19 protein-coding genes and 1 pseudogene are annotated in these 26,404 nt (G+C 32.9%); 10 read left to right on the forward strand and 10 right to left on the reverse strand.

What is annotated here, in order from left to right; translation table 11 throughout:
- Positions 1 to 5: 5 nt before the first annotated feature.
- Positions 6 to 1,715, reverse strand: coding sequence for an urease subunit beta (ureB, locus tag BKH44_RS05160; RefSeq protein ID WP_095270789.1), 1,710 nt, complete (start codon positions 1,713 to 1,715; stop codon positions 6 to 8).
- Positions 1,660 to 2,402, reverse strand: a pseudogene (gene ureA / locus BKH44_RS05165) (urease subunit alpha). The gene ureB and the pseudogene ureA overlap by 56 nt, the downstream one beginning before the upstream one ends.
- Before the next feature lie 321 nt (positions 2,403 to 2,723).
- On the opposite strand from ureA, the gene htpG reads away from it, so the two are divergent.
- The 6 genes from htpG to BKH44_RS05195 all read left to right on the forward strand — a co-directional run bounded on the left by htpG (position 2,724) and on the right by BKH44_RS05195 (position 11,472).
- Entirely contained in the window at positions 2,724 to 4,586 is a 1,863-nt protein-coding gene (htpG, locus tag BKH44_RS05170; RefSeq protein WP_095270795.1) for a molecular chaperone HtpG, read from the forward strand.
- 209 nt (positions 4,587 to 4,795) lie between these two features.
- Positions 4,796 to 8,416, forward strand: a complete 3,621-nt coding sequence (gene dnaE / locus BKH44_RS05175; protein ID WP_180674117.1) for a DNA polymerase III subunit alpha — start codon at positions 4,796 to 4,798, stop codon at positions 8,414 to 8,416.
- Positions 8,413 to 9,201 (forward strand): pseudouridine synthase, encoded by a 789-nt coding sequence (locus BKH44_RS05180; protein ID WP_095270798.1) that lies wholly within the window; start codon positions 8,413 to 8,415, stop codon positions 9,199 to 9,201. The genes dnaE and BKH44_RS05180 overlap by 4 nt, the downstream gene beginning before the upstream one ends.
- A gap of 36 nt (positions 9,202 to 9,237) precedes the next feature.
- Positions 9,238 to 10,071, forward strand: a complete 834-nt coding sequence (locus BKH44_RS05185) for a tetratricopeptide repeat protein (protein ID WP_095270801.1) — start codon at positions 9,238 to 9,240, stop codon at positions 10,069 to 10,071.
- Positions 10,072 to 10,102: 31 nt separating this feature from the next.
- Positions 10,103 to 11,146, forward strand: coding sequence for a putative sulfate exporter family transporter (locus BKH44_RS05190; protein WP_095270804.1), 1,044 nt, complete (start codon positions 10,103 to 10,105; stop codon positions 11,144 to 11,146).
- A gap of 11 nt (positions 11,147 to 11,157) precedes the next feature.
- Positions 11,158 to 11,472 (forward strand): thioredoxin family protein, encoded by a 315-nt coding sequence (locus BKH44_RS05195; RefSeq protein ID WP_095270807.1) that lies wholly within the window; start codon positions 11,158 to 11,160, stop codon positions 11,470 to 11,472.
- A gap of 7 nt (positions 11,473 to 11,479) precedes the next feature.
- On the opposite strand, the gene BKH44_RS05200 is transcribed toward BKH44_RS05195, so the two are convergent.
- From BKH44_RS05200 to pyrG, 4 genes are read right to left on the reverse strand one after another with little or no spacing between them, the layout of a single operon-like run.
- Positions 11,480 to 12,238: an SDR family NAD(P)-dependent oxidoreductase gene (locus BKH44_RS05200; protein WP_095270809.1), complete on the reverse strand. Its 759-nt coding sequence runs from the start codon at positions 12,236 to 12,238 to the stop codon at positions 11,480 to 11,482.
- On the reverse strand, positions 12,235 to 13,056 hold the full coding sequence (locus BKH44_RS05205; RefSeq protein ID WP_180674118.1) for an RluA family pseudouridine synthase: 822 nt from the start codon (positions 13,054 to 13,056) through the stop codon (positions 12,235 to 12,237). The genes BKH44_RS05200 and BKH44_RS05205 overlap by 4 nt, the downstream gene beginning before the upstream one ends.
- Before the next feature lie 47 nt (positions 13,057 to 13,103).
- Positions 13,104 to 14,672, reverse strand: coding sequence for a single-stranded-DNA-specific exonuclease RecJ (gene recJ, locus BKH44_RS05210; protein ID WP_095270814.1), 1,569 nt, complete (start codon positions 14,670 to 14,672; stop codon positions 13,104 to 13,106).
- Entirely contained in the window at positions 14,669 to 16,300 is a 1,632-nt protein-coding gene (gene pyrG / locus BKH44_RS05215; RefSeq protein ID WP_095270818.1) for a CTP synthase (glutamine hydrolyzing), read from the reverse strand. Before pyrG ends, recJ begins: the two co-directional genes overlap by 4 nt.
- A 132-nt stretch (positions 16,301 to 16,432) precedes the next feature.
- Here pyrG and BKH44_RS05220 point away from each other — a divergent pair, with 132 nt between their 5' ends.
- Complete coding sequence (locus BKH44_RS05220) at positions 16,433 to 17,647, forward strand: M48 family metallopeptidase (RefSeq protein ID WP_095270821.1); 1,215 nt, start codon at positions 16,433 to 16,435, stop codon at positions 17,645 to 17,647.
- A 1-nt stretch (position 17,648) separates the two neighbouring features.
- Complete coding sequence (prmC, locus tag BKH44_RS05225; protein ID WP_095270824.1) at positions 17,649 to 18,500, forward strand: peptide chain release factor N(5)-glutamine methyltransferase; 852 nt, start codon at positions 17,649 to 17,651, stop codon at positions 18,498 to 18,500.
- 24 nt (positions 18,501 to 18,524) lie between these two features.
- Here prmC and flgE read toward each other — a convergent pair whose 3' ends face one another.
- From flgE to bioD, 3 genes are all read right to left on the reverse strand, one after another.
- Positions 18,525 to 20,675 (reverse strand): flagellar hook protein FlgE, encoded by a 2,151-nt coding sequence (flgE, locus tag BKH44_RS05230; protein ID WP_095270826.1) that lies wholly within the window; start codon positions 20,673 to 20,675, stop codon positions 18,525 to 18,527.
- 96 nt (positions 20,676 to 20,771) lie between these two features.
- The gene (gene glnA / locus BKH44_RS05235; RefSeq protein WP_095270829.1) at positions 20,772 to 22,214 is read right to left on the reverse strand and encodes a type I glutamate--ammonia ligase; all 1,443 of its coding nucleotides are present in this window, start codon (positions 22,212 to 22,214) and stop codon (positions 20,772 to 20,774) included.
- 203 nt (positions 22,215 to 22,417) lie between these two features.
- Positions 22,418 to 23,107: a dethiobiotin synthase gene (bioD, locus tag BKH44_RS05240; protein WP_095270832.1), complete on the reverse strand. Its 690-nt coding sequence runs from the start codon at positions 23,105 to 23,107 to the stop codon at positions 22,418 to 22,420.
- 73 nt (positions 23,108 to 23,180) lie between these two features.
- On the opposite strand from bioD, the gene BKH44_RS05245 reads away from it, so the two are divergent.
- Together BKH44_RS05245 and BKH44_RS05250 are read left to right on the forward strand one after the other, a co-directional pair.
- Positions 23,181 to 23,480 carry an ATP-dependent Clp protease adaptor ClpS gene (locus tag BKH44_RS05245; protein ID WP_095270834.1) on the forward strand — a complete coding sequence of 100 codons (300 nt, stop codon included), beginning with the start codon at positions 23,181 to 23,183 and terminating at the stop codon, positions 23,478 to 23,480.
- Positions 23,481 to 23,489: 9 nt separating this feature from the next.
- The gene (locus BKH44_RS05250; protein WP_257842602.1) at positions 23,490 to 25,682 is read left to right on the forward strand and encodes an AAA family ATPase; all 2,193 of its coding nucleotides are present in this window, start codon (positions 23,490 to 23,492) and stop codon (positions 25,680 to 25,682) included.
- Here the strand turns inward: BKH44_RS05250 and BKH44_RS05255 are convergent.
- A complete protein-coding gene (locus BKH44_RS05255; RefSeq protein ID WP_095270837.1) occupies positions 25,669 to 26,334 on the reverse strand; it encodes a metallophosphoesterase in 666 nt (221 codons plus the stop codon). The genes BKH44_RS05250 and BKH44_RS05255 overlap by 14 nt on opposite strands.
- Positions 26,335 to 26,404 lie beyond the last annotated feature (70 nt).

Consider the following 26,404-nt stretch of genomic DNA (forward strand, 5'->3'; position numbering starts at 1 on the left):
ATTCATTAAAATAGATTATAGAGTTGTGCAAGGCTAAGTTTTTCAGCAGGTTTTGAAGTAACCTTTTTGCCTTCAACTTTTACTTCATAAGTTTCTGGATTGACTTCAATATGAGCAGTTACAGAATTGTTTTTCATATCTTTTTTGGTGATATTGCGACAGTTTTTGACTGGAAGGATGACCCTTTCAAGTCCAAGTTTTTCTTTGATGCCTTCTTCATAGGCTACTTGAGATACGAATGTAATATTGGTATCATATTTTGCCTTTCCATGATGCCCAAACATTTCACGATAAATAACAGGCTCGGGAGTCGGGATAGAAGCGTTAGGATCACCCATTCTCGCTGCTGCAATCATACCACCCTTAATGATAATATCGGGTTTGATACCAAAAAATGCAGGATGCCAAATTACAAGGTCTGCAAATTTACCAACTTCTACAGAACCTATATATTCAGAAATACCATGTGCAATAGCTGGATTGATAGTGTATTTAGCAATATAACGTTTGATCCTAAAGTTGTCATTATCGCCATTCTCTTCTTTTAGACGTCCAAATTCTTTTTTGTTTTTATCTGCTGTTTGCCAAGTCCTAGTAATGACTTCACCTACACGACCCATTGCTTGAGAATCTGAACTGGTGATTGAAAATATGCCCATGTCATGTAAAGTATCTTCTGCAGCAATTGTTTCGGGTCGGATTCGAGAGTCGGCAAATGCAACATCTTCTTTAATTTTTTTATCCAAATGGTGACAAACCATTAGCATGTCTAAATGCTCATCAGCTGTATTTTTGGTGAATGGAATTGTTGGGTTTGTAGAAGCAGGAAGTATATTGGGTTCGCCTGCAATTTTGATGATATCCGGAGCGTGTCCACCACCAGCACCTTCAGTGTGAAAAGTGTGGATAGTCCTGCCACCTATAGCTTTGATAGTATCTTCAACGCAACCAGCTTCATTGAGTGTATCAGTATGGATGGCTACTTGAACATCGTATTTTTCAGCGACATTCAAAGCGTGGTTTATCACAGAAGGAGTTGCACCCCAATCCTCGTGTATTTTTAGCCCTAAAGCACCCCCTTTGATTTGTTCAGCAAGTGCGTTTTCATTTGAGCTATTGCCTTTGCCAAAAAATCCAAGATTCATTGTGTATTCTTCAGCAGCTCGTATCATTTCTTTGAGGTTCCATTTTCCAGGTGTGCAGGTAGTTGCATTTGTTCCATCTGCAGGTCCCGTTCCTCCTCCTATCATTGTAGTTATCCCACTGTAGAGTGCTGTAGGTATTTGTTGAGGAGAAATAAAATGGATGTGTGTGTCAATCCCTCCAGCAGTAACAATCATTCCTTCTCCAGCAAGTGCTTCTGTGCCTGCTCCTACGATCATATTATCATCAACCCCATCTTGCATATCTTTGTTGCCAGCTTTACCAATACCAGCTATTTTTCCATTTTTGATTCCAATATCAGCTTTGTAAATGCCATTGTGATCAATAATCATTGCGTTAGTAATGACTAAATCAAGTTCATTGACATTAGAACTAACACTTTGTGCCATACCATCACGAAGGGTTTTGCCACCACCAAATTTAAGCTCTTCGCCATAAACAGTATAGTCTTTTTCAATCTCAGCAAATAATTCAGTATCTGCTAAACGCACTTTATCACCAATAGTTGGTCCAAACATTGATGCATATTGTTTTCTTGATAGTTTTGTCATGATTACTCCTTATTTAGAAAAGCCCTTGGCTTTAGCGTTTTGCATTGATTTATTTTTATTATCTTGATTCACTTGAGAATCAGCTAAATTATTGAAACCAAATGTTCTTTTATTGCCTCCAACTTCGATAAGAGAAACAGTTTTTGTCTCGCCAGGCTCAAATCTCACAGAAGTTCCTGAAGGGATATCAAGTCTTTTACCATAAGCTTTTTCTCTGTCAAATTCCAGAAGTTTATTGGTTTCAAAGAAATGAAAATGAGAACCTACTTGAATAGCTCTATCACCTTTATTGTTGACTTTGATTTCTATGGGTGTCTTACCTTTATTGATTTCTATATCGCCATCTTTGAGGATAAATTCACCTGGAGTTAATTTGCCATTATCTTCAATAGGAGTATGGACTGTTACAAGTTTTGTGCCATCAGGAAAACCTACTTCAATACCGACTTCATGAATCATTGCAGCGACTCCATCCATCACATCACTAGCTTTGAGTATCTTTTTACCCTCACTCATCAAATCGGCTACACTTTTTTTGCCTTCCCTGGCCATTTCCATAATCTCACTACTGATCAAAGCTACAGCTTCAACATAATTAAGTTTTATGCCTTTTTCTTTTCGTTTTTTAGCTAGTTCTCCAGCATAGTGGAGCATAAGCTTTTCTAACTCTTTTGGATTGAGTTTCATCGTGTCTCCTTGTCAAAAATTTTGATATAGCGTTTTGTTTACTAGTATCGTGGACTAATTCTAAATAGGTTTTGTTAATAATCGTTAAAAACTTGACATAAAGTTCATAAATTTTAAATACATCTATTTTGAATATACAAAAAGTAACATTATTATGTTCATAATTTATGTAATAATTAGGTTATTGTTGTTTATTGACTAATAAAAATTGATACTTTATGACTAAATAATATTGATTTAAATAATATAAATATATACAGAAATTTAAAATTCAATGGTATAATTGCTAAATTTAAAATCTTAAAAATTAGGAGTTGTTAAATGAGTAAAAAACATACCTTTCAAACCGAGATTAATCAGCTTTTGGATTTGATGATCCATTCGCTTTATTCTAATAAGGAAATTTTCTTAAGAGAATTGATTTCAAATGCTTCAGATGCATTGGATAAATTAAATTATCTTACTTTAACTGATGAAAGACTCAAAGATATGAAGTTTGAGCCATATATTGAATTAAGTTTTGATGAGAAAAAAAAGACTCTTATAATTGAAGATAATGGTATTGGAATGAATGAAGAAGAGTTGATAAGTAATTTAGGGACGATAGCAAAGTCAGGCACAAAGAGCTTTTTATCTTCTTTGAGTGGCGATAAGAAAAAAGATTCTGCACTTATAGGTCAATTTGGTGTTGGATTTTATTCTGTTTTTATGGTATCAGATAAAGTGATTGTTCAGAGTAAAAAGGCAGGAGAAGATAAGGCTTATGCATGGATGAGTGATGGAAAAGGGGAGTATGAAATCTCTGTTTGTAAAAGAGAAACTCAAGGGACACAGATAACTATTTATCTTAAAGATGAAGATTCTTCTTTTGCGAGCCGTTGGGAAATAGAAAATATTGTGAAAAAATATTCTGAGCATATCCCTTTCCCTATCTATCTAAATTATACAGATACTAAATTTGAAGGAGAAGGTGATAATAAAAAAGAAATCAAAGAAGAAAAAAAAGAACAAATCAACACCGCCAAAGCAATTTGGAAAATGAATAAAAATGAGCTTAAAGACGAAGATTATAAAGAATTTTATAAAAGTTTTGCTCATGATAATACAGAACCAATGAAGTGGATACATACAAAAACAGAGGGGACATTGGAGTATTCCACTTTGTTTTTTATCCCGCAGGTGGCTCCTTTTGACCTTTATAGAGTTGATTATAAATCAGGAGTAAAACTCTATGTAAAAAGGGTTTTCATTACTGATGATGACAAGGAATTATTGCCTCAATATTTGCGTTTTATCAGAGGGGTTATTGATAGTGAAGATTTGCCTTTGAATGTAAGCAGAGAGATTTTGCAGCAAAACAAGATTTTAGTTAATATCAGGGCTGCATCGGTGAAGAAGATTTTAGGTGAAATCGAAAATATTGCTAAAGATAAAGAAGCTTATGAGAAATTTTATGTTCAGTTTGGTAAGGTTCTAAAAGAAGGGCTTTATAGTGATTATGAAAACAAAGAGAAGATCCTAAATCTTTTGAGGTTTGCAACATCTAAAGGAGAGCAAAATATATCTCTAAAAGAGTATAAAGAAAAGATGCCAAAAGATCAGAAAAGTATTTATTATATGATAGGGCAAAATCTTGAATTGCTTAAGGCTGCACCTGTTTTAGAGAAATATCATCAAAAAGGCTATGAAGTATTGTTGATGGCTGATGAGGTAGATGGATTTGTGATACCAAGTGTGAATGAATATGATAAAATCCCTTTAAAAGAAGCAAGTGCAAGTGAGACACTCAAAGAACTTGGTGAAGAAATGATTGCTCCTGAAATACAAAAATCTTTTGAGAATCTTATTGCTGTTTTTAAGGAGGCATTAGGAGATGAAGTAAAAGATATCATCCTTTCTGTATCACTTACTTCTCCTGTAGCTTTGGTTGGGGATGAACAAAATGCAATGATGGCAAATTTGATGCGTCAAATGGGTCAAGAGCCTCCTGCCCAAAAGAAAACAATGGAGCTAAGTAGCAATCATCCTATTTTACAAAAGCTTAAAGACACTCAGGATAAAGAGCTTTTGATTGACACAGCTTATTTGCTTTATGCTTCTGCTAAACTTTTAGAGAGTGGTTCTGTTGAAAATGCTAAAGAGTTTTCAAATCTCTTAAATAAAACTATCTTGAAAACCCTTTAAAACTCCGGAGAAATATTTCTCCCTTCTTCATTCAAATCACATCTTTAAAAAACTTTTGAAATTATTTTTTAAACCTTGTTTTTGAGTTTTGTTTTATCAGCTTGGAAAAAAGAATTTTTAAGTATAATATTTATAAATAAAGAGTCAAAAACAATCTATCAATCTATGAATGAGTCATCACTTTAGTGAGTGTGAAGGTGAGAAATATTATGAGTTATACCCATTTGCATTTACATACTGAATATTCGCTTCTTGATGGAGCTAATAAGATTAAAATCCTTGCTAAAAAGATCAAAGAACTTGGCATGAAAAGTGTCTCAATGACAGATCATGGCAATATGTTTGGTGCGATTGATTTTTATACTACGATGAAAAAAGAAGGCATAAAACCGATCATTGGCATAGAAACTTATCTGCATAATAATGAAGATTTAAGCAGTAAAGAATCCAAGCAGAGATTTCACCTTTGTCTTTATGCAAAGAATGAGGAAGGTTATAAAAACTTGATGTATTTGAGTTCTATGGCTTTTATTGAGGGGTTTTATTATTATCCTAGAATCAATAAAAAAATTTTAAGAGAGCATTCTGCTGGTTTGGTATGTTCTTCAGCTTGTTTACAAGGTGAAGTCAGTTGGCAACTCAATACAAATAATCCTAGAAATATCAAATTTGGAGCCAAAGGCTATGAGATAGCTAAAGAAGTAGCTTTGGAGTATAAAGATATTTTTGGTGATGATTTTTATATTGAGATCATGCGACATGGGATTGCTGATCAGGCTTTTATTGATGAGTCGCTCATCAGATTATCTTTGGAAACTGGCATCAAACTCCTTGCTACAAATGATACACATTACACTAATCAAGAAAATGCCGAAGCTCAAGAAGTTGCTATGTGTGTAGCTATGGCAAAGACAATGGATGATAAAGATAGACTCAAGCATTCGGTCAAAGAATTTTATGTCAAATCCCCTCAAGAGATGGAAAGACTTTTTGCAGATATCCCGCAAGCTTTACAAAGTGCTCAAGAGATTGCAGATAAGTGTAATTTAGAAATTGATCTTAAAGATGAAAAAAATAATCCACCTACTCCCCCTACATTCAAATTCACACAAGAATATGCTAAAGCTGAAGGTCTTGAGATTGACAATGATGCTGATTACTTTGCCCATAAGGCGAGGGAAGGTTTAAAAGAGCGATTAAAGATTATCCCTGAAGAAAAACATTCTGTATATAAAGAAAGATTAGAAGAAGAAATCAAAGTTATTAATGATATGAAATTCCCCGGCTACATGCTTATAGTATGGGATTTTATCCGTCATGCTAAAGAAAATGGTATCCCTGTTGGTCCAGGAAGAGGAAGTGCAGCTGGGAGTTTAGTGGCTTTTTGTTTGAAAATCACTAATATTGATCCACTCAAATATGATTTGCTCTTTGAACGTTTTTTGAATCCAGAAAGAGTATCAATGCCTGATATTGATACAGATTTTTGCCAAAGACGTCGTGGTGAAATTATTGAATATATGATAGAAAAATATGGCAAATATAATGTAGCTCAAGTTATCACTTTTGGTAAGATGCTTGCTAAAGGTGTGATTAGAGATGTTGCTAGAGTGCTTAATATGCCTTATAGGGAAGCTGATGATATGGCAAAGCTTATTCCAGATAAGCTAGGTATTACTTTGCAGGGTTATGAGAAAGATGGGAAATTTGTCGATGGAGCTTGGGAATTAGAGCCAAAAATTTCTGAACTTGTGCAAAGAAATCCTTTAGCTAAGAGAGTTTGGGATTTTTCTTTGATGCTTGAAGGGTTGAATCGAAATGCTGGAAAGCATGCTGCTGCTATTGTGGTAGATAGTGAAAAAGAATTGTGGCATAAAACCCCACTTTATACGAGTGATAAAACAGGCGGATCTATTGTCACACAATATTCAATGAAGTATCTTGAGCCTGTTGATTTGATAAAGTTTGATTTCTTGGGCTTAAAAACACTCACTGTTGTTGATGACGCACTCAAATTGGTCGCTCAAAGGCATAAAAAGGATTTAGATTTTTTAAGGATTGATACCAATGATCCTGAAGTTTATAGAACAATGCAGAGTGGGAATACCATTGGAATCTTCCAAGTTGAATCTGGCATGTTCCAAGGACTTAATAAACGTTTGCGACCTTCTGTTTTTGAAGACATTATTGCTATGATTGCATTAGGTAGACCTGGACCTATGGAATCTGGAATGGTTGATGATTTTGTGAATCGAAAGCACGGACTTCAATCTATTTCTTATATGTTTCCTGAGCTTGAACCTATTTTGAAGCCTACATATGGGACAATTGTATATCAAGAACAAGTGATGCAAATTGTGCAGACCATAGGAGGATTTTCGCTTGGTGAATCTGATTTGATTCGTCGGGCTATGGGTAAGAAAAATGCTCAAGATATGGCTAACAACAAAATCAAATTCGCACAAGGTGCTGAAAAAAAAGGTTTTGATAGACAGAAAGCTGAAGAGCTTTGGGAGCTTATAATTAAATTTGCTGGCTATGGATTTAATAAATCACATTCTGCTGCTTATGCTATGTTGACATTTCAAACTGCATATTTGAAGACTTATTATAAATATGAGTTTATGGCAGCAATGCTTACAAGTGAATCAGATAAAATAGAATCTGTAGCCAAATACATTGATGAGGTCAAGCTTATGGGGATTGACCTTGTGCCTCCTCATGTGAATACTTCAGTATTAGATTTTGGTGTAGGGGATTTTGAGGATAAAGAAGGTAGGGTTGTTGAAAAGATTATTTTTGGTCTGGGTGCTATAAAGGGTGCTGGAGAAGGTCCTTTAAAAAATATCATTGAGATGAGGGAAACTGGGGGTAGATTCAAAAGTCTTGAAGATTTTATTTCAAGAGTGGATTTTACTAAATTGAGTAAAAGAATATTGGAACCTTTGATAAAATCCGGTAGTTTAGATGGTTTGGGTTATACGAGATCAACGATGTTGCAAAATATTGATTTGATTTGTGAAGTAGGTAGATCTAAAGATAAGATTAAAGAAATGATGGCAAATTCTTTGTTTGGAGATAATGCAGATGAAATAAATGAAGTGAATTTGAATTTGATTGACATACCAGAATATGATGTTAAGACATTACTTGATTATGAATATGAATGTTTAGGAATTTATGTATCCGGCCATCCTCTTGATGAATTTGCAAAAGAGATAAAGGCAATCAAAGGGGTAGCTAAAAGTATTGATATCGATTCTCTTGAAATTGGATCTCATGTAATGATTGTAGGTAAAGTTCTTGATATTAAGAAAAAAATTGGTAAAAAAACAGGTAAGCCATATGGCACAGCAGATATTCTAGATTTTGGCGGAAAGATTGATTTAATGTTATTTGAAAAACAACTTCAAGAACTAGAAAATTTTGATATTTCTAAACCCCTTGCATTCAAATGTAAAATTGAAGAACGTGAAGAAAGTGTTCAGCTCCGGTTACTCGAAATTATGGATATTGAAAATGCAAAAAATCAGAGTATAAAGCTCAAATATAAGTCAGTAGAAGAAACTCAAGATGAAGTTATCCCTATTGATATGAAGCCTCAAGATTTAGAAAATGCGACTTGTCCTTTAGCTGTGGTTTTGCAAAAAAATATTGAAGGGAATATTTTTGAAAAGATCAAACAAGAAGCTGAAAAATTCAGTGGAAATCGAGAGTTGCGAGTTGTCATTGAGGATAAACAGAAGCGATATATGTTTGTAAGCAATCTCAAGGTTGATACAAAAATCAAAGAAAGTTTTTGTAATCTTGAATGGTTAGATATCTTATGAGGCTCAATCAATTTATTTCCCATCATAGTAAATATTCTCGTCGAGAAGCTGATAGACTCATAGAAGAAGGTCGGGTAAATATAGAAAAAAATAAAGCTGATTTTAATACAGTTTTGGAAGTTGGACAGAGAGTTTTTATTGATGGTAAATATCTCAAGGCACAAAATCAAGATTTATATACAGTAATTGTTTATCATAAGCCTAAAGGTGAGATTGTAAGTAAAAAAGATGATAGGGATAGAAGGATAGTTTATGATACTTTAGGTGCGAAGTATGCTCATTTTATATCTGTAGGGAGGCTAGATTTTGCTTCAGAAGGTCTTCTTTTGCTTACAGATAGTAAAAATGTTGCAAGGCAGTTGATGCAAAGCGATTTAGAACGTGAATATATCCTTAAAATCAAAGGTAGTGTTACTAAAGAGATGATTGAAGCAATGGAAAAAGGTTTGAGTCTTCAAAATGCAACTCTTGGAGCCCATCACAAGAGTAAAATAAAAGCAATGGATTTTGCTCCTTTTTTGAAATATGAAGTCACAAAAGAGGGAACAAATTTTTCTAGACTCAAGGTATCTATCACTGAAGGTAAAAATAGAGAATTGAGGAGATTCTTTGCTTATTTTAAAAGAGAGGTTGTTGATTTGCGTCGAGTTCGTTATGGTTGGATTGAATTGAATGCTTTGCCAGTAGGCAAGATTCGATTCTTAAATAAGACTGAATATAAATTATTGCATCAATTTTTATCCAAAAATGATAAAAATTTTTATGTAAGCAAAAAATACATATAATATAGCTTTTATTTTATTTTTGAATTAAGGAAAAATATGAAAAATCTGGTTTTTATTTCGTTGATTGTGGGTATATTTCTTTATGGTTGTGGCGATCCAACCAAGATTAAAGAAAGTGATACCCAAGAGGTAAAATCTTTGAAAACAGATTGTGTAGCAGGGGATTTAGAAAGTTGTGCAAATTTGGGTGCAAAATATGCTTTAGGAAAAGATTTGAAAAAAGATATGAGTGCAGCCAAAGAATTATTTGAAAAATCTTGTAAGGGCGATAATCCTACAGGTTGCTATAATCTTGGTGTCATTGATAGGGACAATAAAGATTACAAAAAGGCAATGGAAAAATTCAAGTCTTCTTGTGAAAAAGGTTTTGGACAAGCTTGCTATAGTATTGCGGTGATGTATAAAAATGCTGAAGGTGTAGATCAAGATTTGGATCATTCTGCAGAAATGTTTGCTAAATCTTGTAGTTTGAATAACCCTTATGGATGTTTGGAAGCTTGTGTTTTTTATAAAAATGATGCTCAAGGTGATAAGGCATTGCCTTTGTGTCAGTCAGCTTGTGAGTTAGGTAATGGTGCAGGTTGTTTTAATGCAAGTGATTTGTATTTCACTAAATATAATGATATGGAAAATACTTTAGCATATTCAAAACGAGCTTGTCAGCTTGGTGTGAGTGTAGCTTGTTCCAATATAGCATTTTTATATGCAGAAGGCAAAAAAGTCAAACAAAATATTAATAAAGCAATGGAATATTTTAAAAAAGGTTGTGATTTGGGCAATGATAAATCTTGTAAAAACTACCATACCATTGAAGAGCATTTGAATAAAAATGATCAAAAAAATGCAGCAAAAGACTTAAAAAAAGGCTGATTTAGATTTTTTAAATCTTAAGGATAATCAAATGAAAGATATTAAAAAAACTGATATTTTAAGCTATATGAATGGTTTTATATTGGTTGGATTACTTTCTTTTTTTTCTTTGTGGCTTGCTGGATTAGATTTTATAAAATCTTTACATTTTTCTTCATTACTTGTTGGGGTGATTGTTGGGACATTGATTTCATTCGTGTTTAAAAATATTGGAAATTGTATTCAAAAAGGTGTAAGTTTTAGTGCTAAAAGGCTTTTACGACTTGGGATTATTTTGTATGGCTTTAATGTTACTTTGAGTCAAATCACGACTCTTGGAATTTATCCAATCATCATTGCGATTATTGTAGTTATTGTTGTTTTTGGATTAGGGACTTATATTGGGATAAAATTGGGGCTTGATAAAGATATTGCTATTCTTGTGAGTGGTGGTAGTGCTGTATGTGGTGCTGCAGCTGTTTTAGCTTTGGAATCTGCTATCAAATCTGAGCCTTATAAAGGTGTAATTGCTGTAGGAACGGTCGTTATATTTGGTATTATTGCAATGTTTTTATACCCTATACTTTATAATCTTGGTCTTATACCATTTGATCATATTCAAGAAGGGATTTATATCGGTGCTACATTGCATGAGGTAGCTAATGTTGCTGGTGCAGCTAGTTCAATTTCCGCAGAGACACAAGGTTTGGCTGTCACAATAAAAATGGTACGTGTGATTTTACTAGTTCCTTTGCTTTTGATTGTTCCTTATATTTTGGGTCAAAATACTTCTAAAAAAAATGATAAAAAGCTTCATATTCCTTGGTTTGCTTTTGGATTCTTGGTTGTGGTGCTACTCAATTCATATATTTTTATTTGGAGTGAGGGTTTGATTCCTGAGGAAAATTTGATTAGTATCATTGAGGGACTTCAGTATATTTGTAATGTTTGTTTGGTTTTTGCAATGGTAGCTTTGGGGTTACAGGTGGATTTCAAAAAATTCATTAGTTCTGGAGGGAAAGCATTTACATTGGCATTGATATTATTTGTTATCCTAATAGGGGGTGGATTTTTGTTAGTCAGGTTTTTAATATGAAGGAGATCTTAATGTTAGAGCTTATTGATAGAATAAAGTTTGAAAATGAAATTAAAAGTGGGGCTTTGATCATAGATTTTGGAGCTGATTGGTGTCCTGATTGTCGTAGAATTGACCCAATTATGGAAAATCTAGCTAAAGAATATGAAGGCAAAGTTAAAATTTATAAAATCAATATTGATGAAGAAGAAGACTTGAAAGATGAACTAGGAGTTCGAAGGATACCTACACTTATTTTTTATAAAGATGGTAAAGAAGTTGGCGAAAGACTTGTTGAGCCTGATAATAAATTGCCTATAGAGATGGCTTTGAAAAAACTTTTATGAATTTTATTCATAGCTCTTTTGGTAGGAATGATTGTAGTTTAGATTTTATCCATAAAGGCATAAGATTATAAATTTTAGCTGCGATTTTTGTTGAAATTGGGAAATAAATATTTTCTTTTAGTTTTAAAATCCCATTTTTAATAATTTTTGCTGCCTGAGAAGGTTGGAGTGGTTTATTTGCTCCAGCATTTTGAATAAGCTTTGTATCTACATAGCCTGGATGGACAGTGCTAATAGCAATTTTATTTTTTCTGAGTGCAATGCTTAATGATTCACCATAGCTATGTATGAAACTTTTGCTTGCTGAATATACCATACCAGTCGGCAAGGGAAAAATTCCTACCATTGAACTCATTAAGACAATGTGTCCGCATTTGTTGTTGATACATTTTTGAGATTCAAAGAATTTTATAGATGGTACAATGATATTCAAAACTCCTATAATATTTACTTCTACCATTTGTTTATCTTTTTGGAGTTCGTAACTGTTGCCATTAGCAATGCCTGCATTTGCTATCAATAGATCCAAACGATTTTTAAAAATTTTTTCAATCCATTTTTTACATTCAATTTCAAAGGTAATGTCAAATACATCTATTGAAACATTCGCACCTTTTTGTTCGCATTTTTGTTTGATTTCTTTGAGTTTATACTCATTCCTACCGCAAAGATATAAATACCTACCTTTTTGTGCAAATTCAAGAGCTAGGGCGTATCCAATTCCACTACTAGCACCTGTAATAGCTATATTTTGGTAATTTATCATAAATCTTCCTTGAAATTTTGATGAGATTTTATATCATAATGTATATTATTATATACAAAGCTTAATCTTTGAGCATGTAGTCTCAAAATAGAGGTTTTATCTATTATTAGAGATTTATTTTCCAAATAATCTCTGGCAGTTTTTTCATTTACCCCATAGAGGGATTCACCTATTATTTTATGTCCTATTGCACTTAAGTGTATACGGATTTGATGTGTCCTACCTGTTATGGGGATAATTTTGAGCAAAGTAGTGTCAGTATATTTATTGTAATGGATTGGAACAATTTGTGTGATAGATATTTTGCCTTCAGGTGAGATCAAACTACGAATCCCTAAATCTTTATATTTATCTGATTTATTTGGATTGCGGATGGGCAAATTTATTTTTTGAGGTTTTTTTATATTTCCTTCAACCAGAGCAAGGTATATTTTTTGAATTTGTTTTTTAGCAAATAGCATTTTGAGTGAAGCTTCATAGGATTTTTTTATGCTAATCATTATTAAACCACTTGTTTCATAGTCAAGACGATGGACTGGATTGGCTTCTTTCCCAAAGCGTGATTTGATATCATCACAGAGGCTAAAATCTTTAGAATACCCTTTAGGGTGAACCAATAGTTTTGCAGGTTTATCATAGATTGCAAAAATTGGTGTGATAAAAATAGGTTCTAAATACATAGACTCAGGTTTGAAATGTGTAAGTTCAACTTTTCCTTGTATGGTTTGAGATTTATGGATAGGCAGATTATTTTGTTTTAAACGTTTTTTATCAAGATATTTTTGAGATTCTTTTTGAGAACACTTGAGTGTTTCCATTATGAATAAAAAAGCTTTTTTCGGATAGGGGATTAAAAATTCTTCAGTTATGAATGGCATTTTATAATTGTTTTTAATATCATTAAGGGTTTATTATTAAAGCTATCTCTTTGAAGGGTAAAGTTAATGTTGACATGATCATTTTTTTCATAAAATTCTTTACAGAAAAATAACATGGCTTTTTGTTTATAGAATGTGGTTTGAAATTCAAGTTGTTGATGAAGAGATTTGAGGATTTTGCTTGAGGTTATTTTGAGATTTTGGCATATAAAGTTTGGTTGGGGATTGCCTTCACCATAAGGTTCAAATTCTTCTAATATTTTCAAGAGTGTTTCATCAATTTCTTTTGGATCCAGTATGCCTAAAATTTCATCCATTTGGGTTTCTGTGATTTCAGGCATTGTAAAATCTTTAAGTGCTTCAAAAAGAGGAATGAGATTTTTTTCTTCCATTTCAAGCCCGACTGCTTTGGTATGACCACCAAAATGAATAAAAAAATCACTATGTTTATTCATAACTTCAATTAAATTGATATTCCCATAACTCCTTGCACTCCCTTTGAGTATTTTTCCTTTTTTGCTAAGGGCAATTGCAGGTTTACAGTGATTTTGAGAAAGATTGGTTGCAACTATTCCTAATATTCCTTCATGCCAACCTTCACCACAAGCAATCACGCAATTATGGGTTATCATAGATGTATTTTGAGCGAGTTCTAGAGTTTGTTGGGCAATGAACTTTCGTTCTTTGTTTAAATTATTTAGTTTTGTGTATAGTTCTTGAGCTTCTTTTTGATTTGAAGAGAGTAGGAATGAGGCTGCAATATTTCCATCCCCCATTCTACCTGCACTATTAATAAGAGGAGCAATATAAAAAGCAATGTCTTGAGCCGTTGGATTTTTTGTTTTCAGATGACTTTTTAATATTTGATTTGGATAGGATAGTGAATCTATAAATTTTTTGAGTCCTGTTTTGACTAAGATTTTGTTTATTTTAGTCAGTGGCATCATATCTGCAATGGTTGCAATACATACCATATCCAATAAAGGAGCAAGAGAAATTTGGAGTTGTGATTTTATTTTTATCGCATTACATAGATACCAAGCTATTGTAGCCCCACATATTTCTTTTTGAGGGAATAAACAATCTTTTTGTTGTGGATTGATAATAACATCTGCTTGTGGTAATTTGTCTTTGATAGTGTGGTGATCAGTGATAATAAATATAATATTATTTTGTTTGCAATATTGTGCTGTTTCAAATGCACTGATACCGTTATCAACCGTAATAATAATATCAGCAGGATTATTTTGAACAATCGTTTTGCTGATACCATAACCATCGTTGAAACGATTAGGAATCACATAAGAAACATTATTATAATCTAATAAATAAAAGAATTTCATCATTATCACGCAAGAAGTGATGCCATCAACATCATAATCACCCACAATTAGGATTTTTTGATTATTTTTTATGCTAGAGGTAATCAGATCGGCAGCTTTTTCCATCCCTTTAAGTTGGAATGGATGAGGGAGTTGCTTTAAGGAAGCAAAAATATCTCCTTCAAATCTTTGTGTCAAAATAGATTTTATTTTTTCTTTGGTTAGGAAAGTCATTTTTTTTGAAATTCCAAAGTTTTTTTGACAAACTCTAAAATAATAGGGTTTGGGTTTTGTAGTCTTGAGGTGAATTCAGGATGAAATTGCACACCGATAAAAAAAGGATGTTCTTTAATTTCTACTGCCTCTATTAATCCACTTTTGGATTCCCCACTGATTATCAATCCTTTGGCTTGAAGATCATTTTTATATTTTGGATTGGCTTCATATCTATGCCTATGCCTTTCTTTAATCGTATCTTTATAGTTATAGGCATTCCAGAGGATAGTTTTTGGTTTGATTTTGCATTCATATTCACCTAATCTCATTGTTCCTCCCATTGGGGATTGGTGAGTGCGTATTTGTTCTTTGCCTTGTTGATCTATAAAATCTTCTATTAGGTAGATAAAAGGATTTTTTGTTTTTGTATCAAATTCAGTTGAATTTGCATCTAAAATACCTAAGACATTACGGGCAAATTCAACAATACAAAGTTGCATGCCTAAACAGATTCCCAAAAAAGGGATTTTGTTTTCTCTGGCATATTTGATGGCTTCAATTTTGCCATTCACTCCTCTTTCCCCAAAACCTCCAGGAATAAGAATACTATCGACATCTCCAAACATATTAATATTGCTTGAAGTGATATTTTCGCTATCTATCCACTTGATATTAACCCGTGTATCCAAGTTTGCTCCGGCATGTGTGAGTGCTTCTGTAAGTGATTTATAGGATTCTTTGAGGTTTAGATATTTGCCAACAAAAGCGATATTAAGAGAGTTTTTTGGAGAAATGATTTTTTTGACTAACATATCCCATTCATCCATTTTTGGATTGAGTTGATTGATTTTAAATCTTCTGGCAATAGGGGTAAGGATACCTTCTTTGAGGAAATTCATAGGGCATTTGTAGATACTCTCAGCATCTTCAGCTACAATCACACTATCATCATCAACATCACAACTCAATGCTAATTTTTTCTTTAGTTCTTTGCTGAGGGGTTTTTCACAACGTGCTAGAATAATTTGTGGTGAGATACCAATACGTCTGAGTTCCTGGACAGAATGTTGGGTTGGTTTTGTTTTGAGTTCTCCTGCTGCCTTAATGAGTGGAATGAGTGTTACATGGATGCTGATAACAAGATCATTACCAAGTTCATGTTTCATCTGTCTCATTGCTTCTAAATAAGGCATTCCTTCCATATCACCAACTGTTCCTCCAAGCTCTACGACTAAAAAATCACTATTTTCTCCTGCTGATTTGATTCTATTTTTTATTTCATCAACTATATGGGGTACAATTTGGATTGTTTTACCCAAATATTTTCCTTTCCTTTCCTTTTCTATGACCGAGAGATAGATTTGTCCGGTAGTAAAGTTATTTTGTTTGGAAAAATCTTTATTTAAAAATCTTTCATAATGTCCAATGTCAAGGTCTGTTTCAGCACCATCAAAAGTAACAAATACTTCTCCATGTTCTAAAGGACTCATTGTTCCAGGATCTACATTAATATAAGGGTCAATTTTTAGGATAGATATTTGATAGCCAGAATGTTTTAATAAGGTTGCTATTGAAGAGGATGAAATGCCTTTTCCAAGTGAACTTAAAACGCCTCCAGTAACAAAAATATATTTTGTGTTTTTCATCCTCTATCCTTGTCTTTCTAGTGTATTTAGTTTGATATTTTAATTAAAAGGTGGTTAAAAGTGATTTAATTTCGGATAGATTTATGCTTTTAGTGTAGAATTCCTCTTAGTTTGATAGTTGGGAAGGTATGAATGTTTTATTTATTAGCGTTTTCGTTTATTATTTTTTATACAATGCCAAGTATTATTTTGGCACTTTTGCAAATACAGCATGTTGCCAAGAAGATGAAGCAAGATCCTGTGATTTTATCATCAAATGATTATATTGAGGCAGGTAAATATTCTTTAGCAAAACTTAAGCTTTCTGTTGTGCAAAATTTAATTGAAATGATTTTATTTTTGATATGGATTAGTAATGGACTTTCATTGCTTGAAAATATTTTTAGTCGTTGGGAATTCCCACAAAATATACATTTTTTATTTTTTGTATTGGGTTTTTTATTGATTTCTTTGGTAATTTCTTTGCCGATGAATTTTTACGAAACGATGATTTTAGATAAAAAATTTGGTTTTAGTAAAATCACTTTTGGTTTGTTTGTAAAGGATTTTTTCAAAAGTTTAATCATGGTAATAGTTATTGGAGGCATTTTAGTATTTCTACTGATTTATATCATGGAAAATTTTCAATATTGGTGGTTGCAAGGCTTTTTTTTAGTCTTTATTTTTGCCATTTTGGTTAATGTCCTTTATCCAATCTTGATCGCACCTATTTTTAATAAATTCACACCTCTTGATAATGATTCATTAAGAGAGAAGATTGAGGCAATGATGCAAAAGGTTGGATTTAGAAGTAATGGTATTTTTGTGATGGATGCAAGTAAGCGAGATGGTAGATTAAATGCTTATTTTGGAGGATTGGGTAAATCTAAAAGAGTTGTATTGTTTGACACTTTATTGGAAAAAGTTTCTCAAGATGGTCTTTTGTCAATATTGGGACACGAGTTAGGGCATTTTAAACACAAAGATATTATAAAGAATCTTTTTACAATGAGTATTTTGTTATTTATAATATTCTTTTTAGCAGGTAATTTGCCTCAAAGCTTTTTTGAAATAATGAATATTTCTCTAAATCCTGGTAGCACTATTGTATTTTTGATATTGATAGTGCCAGTTATATCTTTTTGGGCAATGCCAATTTTAGGTTATTTTAGCCGAAGAGCTGAATTTCGTGCAGATGAATATGGGGCTATGTTAACAAGCAAACGTTGTTTGGCAGAGGCTTTAATACGAATTGTGAATGAAAATAAGGCTTTCCCTTGTTCTCATAGTGCTTATATATTTTTTTATTATACACATCCTCCATTGTTGAAGAGACTAGAAGCTTTAGATTATCACATGGAGAAATGAATTGAATGTTTTTGAGGCTATTGATTATTCAAGAAGAGAGTTGTCTCAAAATCAATTTGATGCAAATATTAGAGTTGGATTAGAGGCTGAGTTACTTTTAGCATTTGTACTCAAACAGAGAAGAGAATGGTTGCATACTTGGTGGGACAATGAAATTCAGGAATCTAGCTTTGATGAATTGAGCGATTGTATTGCTCGCAGGTTAATGGGAGAACCTCTTGAATATATTATTGGAAAAACAAGTTTTTATGGAGAAGAATTTTATGTTGATAAACGAGTTTTGATTCCTAGGACTGAAACTGAAATTTTAGTAGAAAAAGTTCTTAGTCTTATCACAGATAAGAGAATTAAATATGTAGGTGAGATTGGTATAGGGAGTGGTGTTATTTCAATAATGCTGGCTCTTTTATGTCCGAGTATTTTGATCAATGCTACTGATATTTCTATGCAGGCTATTGAAGTAGCCAAAATAAATATCAGTCGGTTTGCTACTCATAGCAATAATCTTAAAAAACGCATCAAGCTAATATCTACAGATCTATTTGAAGGGGTTGATGAGATTCCTGAATTGCTTATTTCAAATCCTCCTTATATTGCTAATAATTATCCTTTATCAAAAAATGTTCTTTTTGAGCCTAGTGAAGCACTTTTTGGTGGAATTTGTGGGGATGAAGTGATTAAAAGAGTGATTGATTTTGCCAAAAGCAAGAGAATTTCATTTTTGGCTTGTGAAATAGGGTATGATCAAAAAAAAAGTTTAGAAGCTTATCTGAGTAAAAATACTTATGAAGCTTTTTTTTATCAAGATTTGAATGGTTTGGATAGGGGATTTGTTGCTCAGTTTAGAAATTGAGCAGTGAAGATTTTTAAATCTTTATCACTGTTTTAAATTTAAAAGTGTATTTAATATCTGATCAGAAGTCGTGACTGCTTTTGAATTGGCTTGGAATCCTCTTTGTACTACAATAAGTTGTGTCAGGCTCCTGCTCAAATCAACATTGCTCATTTCAAGCTTTGAACCTGATACACCACCTCTTCTGCCTGTGTTGGCAGCTCCTATCATTGCCTCACCTGAATTACCAGTTTGAGAGAAAACATTGCCACCTTCTGATTGCAGACCTGAATTGTTTGAGAAATTAGCCAATGCAACTTGTGCAAGTGCTAAAGTCCTACCATTGCTAAACGCACCCAGTAAAGAACCATTAGAGTCAAATCTAACATCAATTAAATCTCCAGCTTTGTATCCATCTTGGTTTATTGCATAAGTTTCAGAAATTTTATCAACACTTGTCAATCCTCCAAAACCACCAGACACGCCAAAATTTAAATCAATCCTTTGAGGGGTTTGAGAACCATTTTTTGGGTCGAATTGTAAAACGGGAGGATTCATACCTGCTAAACTGCCATCATTATTGAATCTTAACTTGCCCCCTTCAAAAATATTTGGTCTTGTAGCAGACCCTCCATAGATTTCTGAAGGTTCAGGGACTATGGCTCTAAAACTCCATTCTGCACCACCACTTTTATAAAATTCAAGTCTTAAGGTATGTTTTGTCCCTAAACTATCAATAACATCAATACTTGTAGTATGGATGGCATGGGTGATTTTAGAAGTAGTTGTTACAACACCTCCTTCAATCAAAGAGGCTGTATTCATAGCTTTCATTGTATCTTTAAACAAGACATTATTGGTTACATTTTCAGAAGCATAACCGCTGATGAAAATATTGAGATTTTGTTTTGTATCATCCCCATTGTCTTTATTGGCAATTTCAAACATACCATATTTATTGACAGTGACTGATACAGAAGCTGAGGTTTCTTCATAAGGTCTTGTTGGTTCTTTGATCATATTTGCATCATATTGCATCAATGCTCTGAGATCTTCTGTTGTCCTAAATTGACCTGTGGCAGAATCTGGGCTTATGGATTTTGTATACCTATATCTGAAGGAAGTAATATCTGCATCACCTTGAATAAAATTTGAAAATGCTCCTGTTCCCGAAGAAGTGACTCGAATATTTTTTACTTTTTCATCCCCATCAAGTTCATTCCTGTTTTCTAATCTTAATAAGCCTCCATCTATATAAGCTTCAATTCCTGTTTTGTCTTTTACTGAATTGATGGCATTTTGAGCTGCAATGATGCTAGAAATACCTGTTGCTGCTGAATCATTTGTGAAGGAAATTTGTGTGTCATTCAATCCAATTGTGTTGTTTTGATCTGAGGCAAGGATTTCATTTGTCATTTCAGAAGTTTTATAGCTGACCCAAATGCCTTGATTTTCATTTAAATTGAAAGCATCCCCATCTTGATTAAAAAGTGAACCTAAATCTTCTGCTTTTTGAGTGAGATTTGATTTTGAGTCATAGATCGGATTTACACCATCTGAGGCAGTTTTTGTTGAAGAATCCAAAGAAAAAATATTCCCTGTCTGATCAACATGTCTCCCAGCATTTAAATTTGCCCTGAGAGAAATTTTTGAAGTTGCTCTTGCTGGCATTACCATACCTGGATCAATTTGGATATTTTGTAAAGGTCCTGTATTGTCTACTTTAAAGAAATCTGAATCGCTCATTTTAGAGGCATTTTCTAAGTCACCTCTTGTCCAGCCTTGAACTACATATCCTCCAGTGGTTACAAGATTTCCATCAGCATCAAATAGAAATTCTCCATCTCTAGTGAAGTTTCTTGTTGTGCCTCGATCGGGACTGATGACAAAAAATCCTTCGCCTTCAATTGCTAAATCTGTTTTAACATCAGTATTTTGAGTATTTCCTTGTGAAAAAACTTTTGTTGTTGCATCAACAGCAACACCAAGCCCTACAGAAAAATCATTTTGTCCTGCCAAACCATTTTTATAAGGAGAAGTTGCAATGAGTTTTATTTGAGAAAGCATATCTACAAATGACGCTCTGGAATATTTGAAACCAACTGTATTGACATTTGCAATATTATTACTTTCAATATCAAGTGCTATTTGGTGAGCTTGCATACCACTCACACCAGACCACATAGACCTTAGCATACATAAATCCTTTTGAAATTTTTATTAAAATTACAAGCAATTAATGTGCCAATTTAAAAAATCTACCAAAAAAGGTAGAAATAAAGAGAGAAAAGATTAGCAAGAATAAGTAGAGATGAATTCAAATGGATGTGGACGACCTTCCCAAGGCCAAATTTCTGTCTCGAATTTAAAACTTTTATAAACTTGAATAAATTCTTCCGTAAATACATCCCCTTCTTTTAGGTATTTTCTATCTAAAAGCATTTCTTCAATAGAAGTTCTTAGTGTATGAGGCATTTGTTTGATGCCTTTTTCTCTGATTTCATCTAAGGTGAGTTCAAATAAATCAATATCCATTGGTTTGCCCGGATCAATCTGGTTGATAATGCCATCAATTCCAGCCATAAGGATTGCACAAAATGCTAAATATGGATTTGCAGAGCTATCAGGAAAACGGAACTCTAATCGAGCACTTTTTTCTGATATTCCATAAGGTATTCTTACGCTAGCACTTCTATTTTGTGCTGAATAGGTTAGGATTGAAGGTGCCTCAAAGCCTGGAATAAGTCTTTTGTAGGAATTGGTTGAAGCATTGGTAAAGGCAGCTACACTCCTTGCATGTTTGAGTACACCACCTAGAAAGTATAAAGCTTCATTGCTTAGATTTTGGTATTTATCCCCTCCAAATAGATTTTTTTTATCTTTCCAAATGCTTACATGAGTGTGCATACCACTCCCATTATCTCCAAATAAAGGTTTTGGCATAAAGGTTGCTGTTTTTCCATTGAGGTGAGCAACCATTTTTACCACATATTTGAGCTTTTGGACATTATCAGCAGCTTCTACTAGATCTCCAAACTTGACACCAATTTCACCTTGACCTTGTGCAACTTCATGGTGGACAACAAAGGTTTCTAACCCTACTTGATTAAGGACTTTTACAATCTCTGCACGCAGATCCATCATTGAATCTACTGGTGGTACTGGAAAATATCCTCCTTTAGTTCCTGGTCGGTGGCCTGCATTTATACCTGTTTCAAAGGTTTTGTCTCGGTTCCATTCGCCTTCTTCGCTGTCTATTTCATAATATTGACAATTCACGGTATCTTTGATTTTGATAGAATCAAAGATAAAAAATTCATTTTCTGCTCCTATATAAATATTATCGCCAATTCCTGTTTTTTTGAGGTGAGAAACTGCTTTTTTAGCAATACTTCTAGGACACTTTTCATAAGGTTGATTTTTATAAATATCCCAAACATCACAAAAAACTACTGCAGTTGTATCCGCGGTAAAAGGATCGATAAAATATCTTATCGGTTCAGGCAATAAAATCATATCGGAATGCTGGATGGGTTGCCAAGCTTTCACAGAGCTAGCATCAAATGGTATACCATTTTGGAATGTTTCTTCATTGATAGCACTAAAAGAATAAGCCATATGGTGCCATACACCCTTAATGTCAGTGAATCTAAAATCAACAAATTCAACCTCGTTTTCAGCACAAAAAGCAAAAAAATCCCTGACTTGATTTTGATTGTTTTCAAAGGTAATCATATCTTTATCCTTTCAAATACTTTAAAATTTCTTATTTAGATTTTATTATTGTATCTCAAAAACAGAGCTAAAAATACTCCAGTGATATTTTGAAATATTTGAATTTTTTGAAAATTTCTCTCTTTCCACAAATATTCAATAATTAATCTTAATCAATGGCAATAATTTTTTGGATTGAGTTTTATCAAATGACTAAAGAGGCTTTATAAGTATTTATTTTCAAAGTGAGTGTCTTGAGCAAACAAGAGTATTTCTGAAGTGATTTTTGAAATATCTTTTTGTAGGTTATGGATAGTATTTTTTGAAATGTTATTGAGATGGTCTATGTATGGTTTGCTGATTTTATTATAGTTTTTTTCATCAAGCATATTAATGACATATGTTGTAGTGATATTTTTTGTTTTTAAAAACTCTTTATTCAAAAGCAAGTCATTGATCATCCCTAATTTATCTGAACTGATGAGTAGAAGATGAGCATTTAAGTATTTTGCCAAATCAAACATATTATGTTCTAAATCAATAGGGACAAGTAAACCCCCTGCACCTTCTACAAGTAAAATATCGCATTTATTTTCTAATTCAGAGATTTTTTTAGCAATATATTTAAAATCTATTTTTGGAGCCTTAGGATTATCTATTTGTGCCACAAAAGGTGAAGCAGGGATTTTATAACGATAAAAATTGATATCTTCCAAGGTAAGTTTTGGGTGTATTTTTTTATTTTTTTCTAGGTGTATTTGACAATCAAGTCTAGTTTTTCCATTATCGCCTGTTTCAATAGGTTTGGATATAAGGGTTTTTAACCCTATTTGATTGAGATAATCACTTAGCATACAAGAAGTATGAGTTTTACCAATGTTTGTATTGGTAGCACTGATAAATATTGTTTTCAATTGAGACCTTTTTTAGTTAATAAAATTTGGTAAAATTATAATCAAATTAATGAAAAAATTTCAGGGATTTTATATGGCAGAAAGTGATACTCAAATACATCTTGAAGTTTTACTTCAAGAGCCTAAAATGTCTAAAGTAATTCTTCTAAATGATGATTATACGACAATGGATTTTGTCATTAATATTTTGATGGATATTTTTGGTAAGTCTTATCATCAAGCCAGTGAGATTATGATGAGTGTCCATAAAAATGGTAGTGGTGTATGTGGAGTATATCCATATGATATTGCAGAATTCAAAGCCAAGCAAGCCAAACTCAAAGCACAAAAATATCGTTTTCCATTAAAAATCATTACCCAAGATCTAAATTAGGAGCAAAATTTGAATCATTTCATTAGTCCTAATCTCACTCAAACTATCAATGAAGCTGTTGAAAATGCTAGGGAAATGAAGCATGAAATCCTTACTATTGAACATTTATTTTTGGCTATTTTGAAAAATGAGAGGGGCAAAGAATTGTTAAAAAATTGTGGATTAAATGTAGTACAAATGGAAAAGCTTGTGCGGGTGTATTTAGCCAATCATATTTCTGTTTCTAAAAATCAAGAAATTTCTTTGCCTTCCCAGACTCCTGCCCTTGATAGAGTATTTACTTCAATGATTGAACATGCAACTAATTCAAATCAAAAAATGCTTGAGGTAGGTGATTTACTTTCATTTATTTTTCAAGAAGAAGATAGTTATTCTGTTAAATTGATGACCTCAGCAGGTATCACACGATTAGACATACTTGAATATATCACTGAAGATACTAAAGAAGCAGAATCTCAAAAGCTTGATACTTACCTCAAACAATATGCTAAAAATCTTGTTGAGCTTGCTAAAATAGGGAAAATTGATCCTGTCGTTGGGAGAGAAAAAGAAATTGAACGTGTCAGTGAAATCTTGTGTCGTCGTAAGAAAAATAATCCTATACTTGTTGGGGAACCAGGTGTAGGAAAAACAGCAATTGCTGAGGGTATTGCTTTGAAAATTGCTCATAAAGAAGTCCCACAGTCTCTTGATGATTCTCAGATATTTGCCCTTGATATTGGTGCAATGATTGCAGGTACTAAATATAGAGGGGATTTTGAAAAACGATTGAAGGGTGTTTTAGCAGAAGTGGAACAAATACCAAGAGCTATACTTTTTATTGATGAAATCCATACTATTGTGGGTGCAGGGGCAACATCAGGCGGCAGTATGGATGCTTCTAATTTACTCAAACCTGCATTAGCTAATGGCACATTCAGGTGTATTGGGGCAACAACTTTCAATGAATATAAAAATTATTTTGATAAAGATAAGGCTCTCTCAAGACGTTTTGGAAAAATTGAAATCAATGAACCAAGCTTAGATGCTTGCTATGAGATCATTAAAGGTTTAGCACCTATTTATGAAGAGTATCATAATGTTTCTTATACTTCAGAAGCTTTGAGGGCTTGTGTAGATTTGTGTGAACGTTATATTAATGATAAATTTTTGCCTGATAAGGCTATTGATTTACTTGATGAGGCTGGAGCTAATCGTAAAATCCATCCTGTTAAAAAGAATAAAATTATTGATAAAAAAGATATTGAAAATATAATATCAAAAAGTGTGAATATTCCTAAAACACAGATTAGTAGCAATGAACGGGATTTATTAAAAACACTTGATAGAAAACTCAAATCCAAGATTTTCTCTCAAGACAAAGCTATTGGTGCTTTAGTGCAAGCCATTAAAACTAATAAAGCTGGTTTAGGTGTACCACAGCGTCCTATAGGGAGTTTTTTATTTGTTGGTCCTAGTGGTGTTGGGAAAACAGAGTTGAGCAGAGAACTTGCACAAGAATTAGGTTTGCATTTTGAAAAATTTGACATGAGTGAGTATATGGAGGCACATAGTGTTTCGCGACTCATAGGAGCACCAGCAGGTTATGTAGGTTTTGAACAAGGAGGATTACTCATTGATGCTATTAAAAAACATCCTCATTGTGTATTATTGTTAGATGAGATTGAAAAAGCCCATTCTGATATTTATAATATATTGTTGCAGATTATGGATAATGCGATTTTGACAGATAATGCTGGCAATAAAGCAGATTTTAAAAATGTAATTTTGATAATGACTTCAAATGCAGGTAGTGTAGAACCTAATTCACTTGGCTTTAATAGTCATTATGACACCAAGCATCAAAATGCTATTAAAAATATTTTTACCCCAGAGTTTCGAAGCCGTCTTGATAGAGTAATTGATTTTTCTGCACTTAGTATCAGTGATTTTGAGAGGATTGCTAAAAAATATATTCAAAATTTAAATTTTCAGCTTAAAGAAAAAAATATCTCAATTAAAATTGACTCTAAAGCTCTTAGCGATATTGCTTCAAGGACTTTTGATAAAGCACTTGGAGCTAGAGAGATTCGCAAAATAATTGATAATGATATTAAACTCAAAATGAGTGAGGAAATATTATTTGGTGATTTGAAAATGGGAGGAATTGCTAAAATCACTGCAGATAAAAAAGGTTTGAAAATTATATTCAAGGCTTCATAGCAATGACATCACAAATCTTTAAAGGTGCAAAGCCAATGTTTTCACCACTTACATTGATACAAAAAGGATTTTGAGTATTTCGTGAGTGAGTGTGTCCATGTATATTTAGAGAACAATCACATATTTTATATATACTATCAAGAATATCTCTTGTGAACCCATAAACATCATTTTTTTTCCTCTCCATTACTGGAAAATGGCTAAACATTATACGTTCGCCAAGCAAATCAATTACAATCGTATTGAGGAGTTTATCTTTGAGGCTATCTTTACCCCATTTTTGTTTGAGCTTGTTTAAGATATTTTTTTTGTCTTCAATTTTGAGTTTAATTTTTTTACAAATACTCCAATCTTCAAAATCTTTCAATCGAGTATATTTTTTTAAATCATTATTGCCTACAAGTAGTTTTTTTGTACCTGAAAGATGTTTAAGGTATTTCCATCCTTGTTTGAAATACAAATCGCCAAGATGTAAAACAAAATCATTCTGACTCACCTTTGCATTCCATAATTCTACGCTACAAGCATCAAAATTGGTAAAACCATTTTGTTGAGCAATTTTTTGTCGTATGGGTTGCTTGAGCAAAGCAGATTTATGTCCAAAATGACTATCTGAAATTACAAAAGTATTCGCAGTAAGGCAAAATTTCATCTTGGGCTTTCTTTTTGGAATTTTTGTTATTTTAATGGTTTTTTCTTGAATTCTACTTGAAGGTAAAAAT

The sequence above is a fragment of the Helicobacter sp. 13S00477-4 genome (assembly GCF_002272785.1).
GTDB lineage: Bacteria > Campylobacterota > Campylobacteria > Campylobacterales > Helicobacteraceae > Helicobacter_J.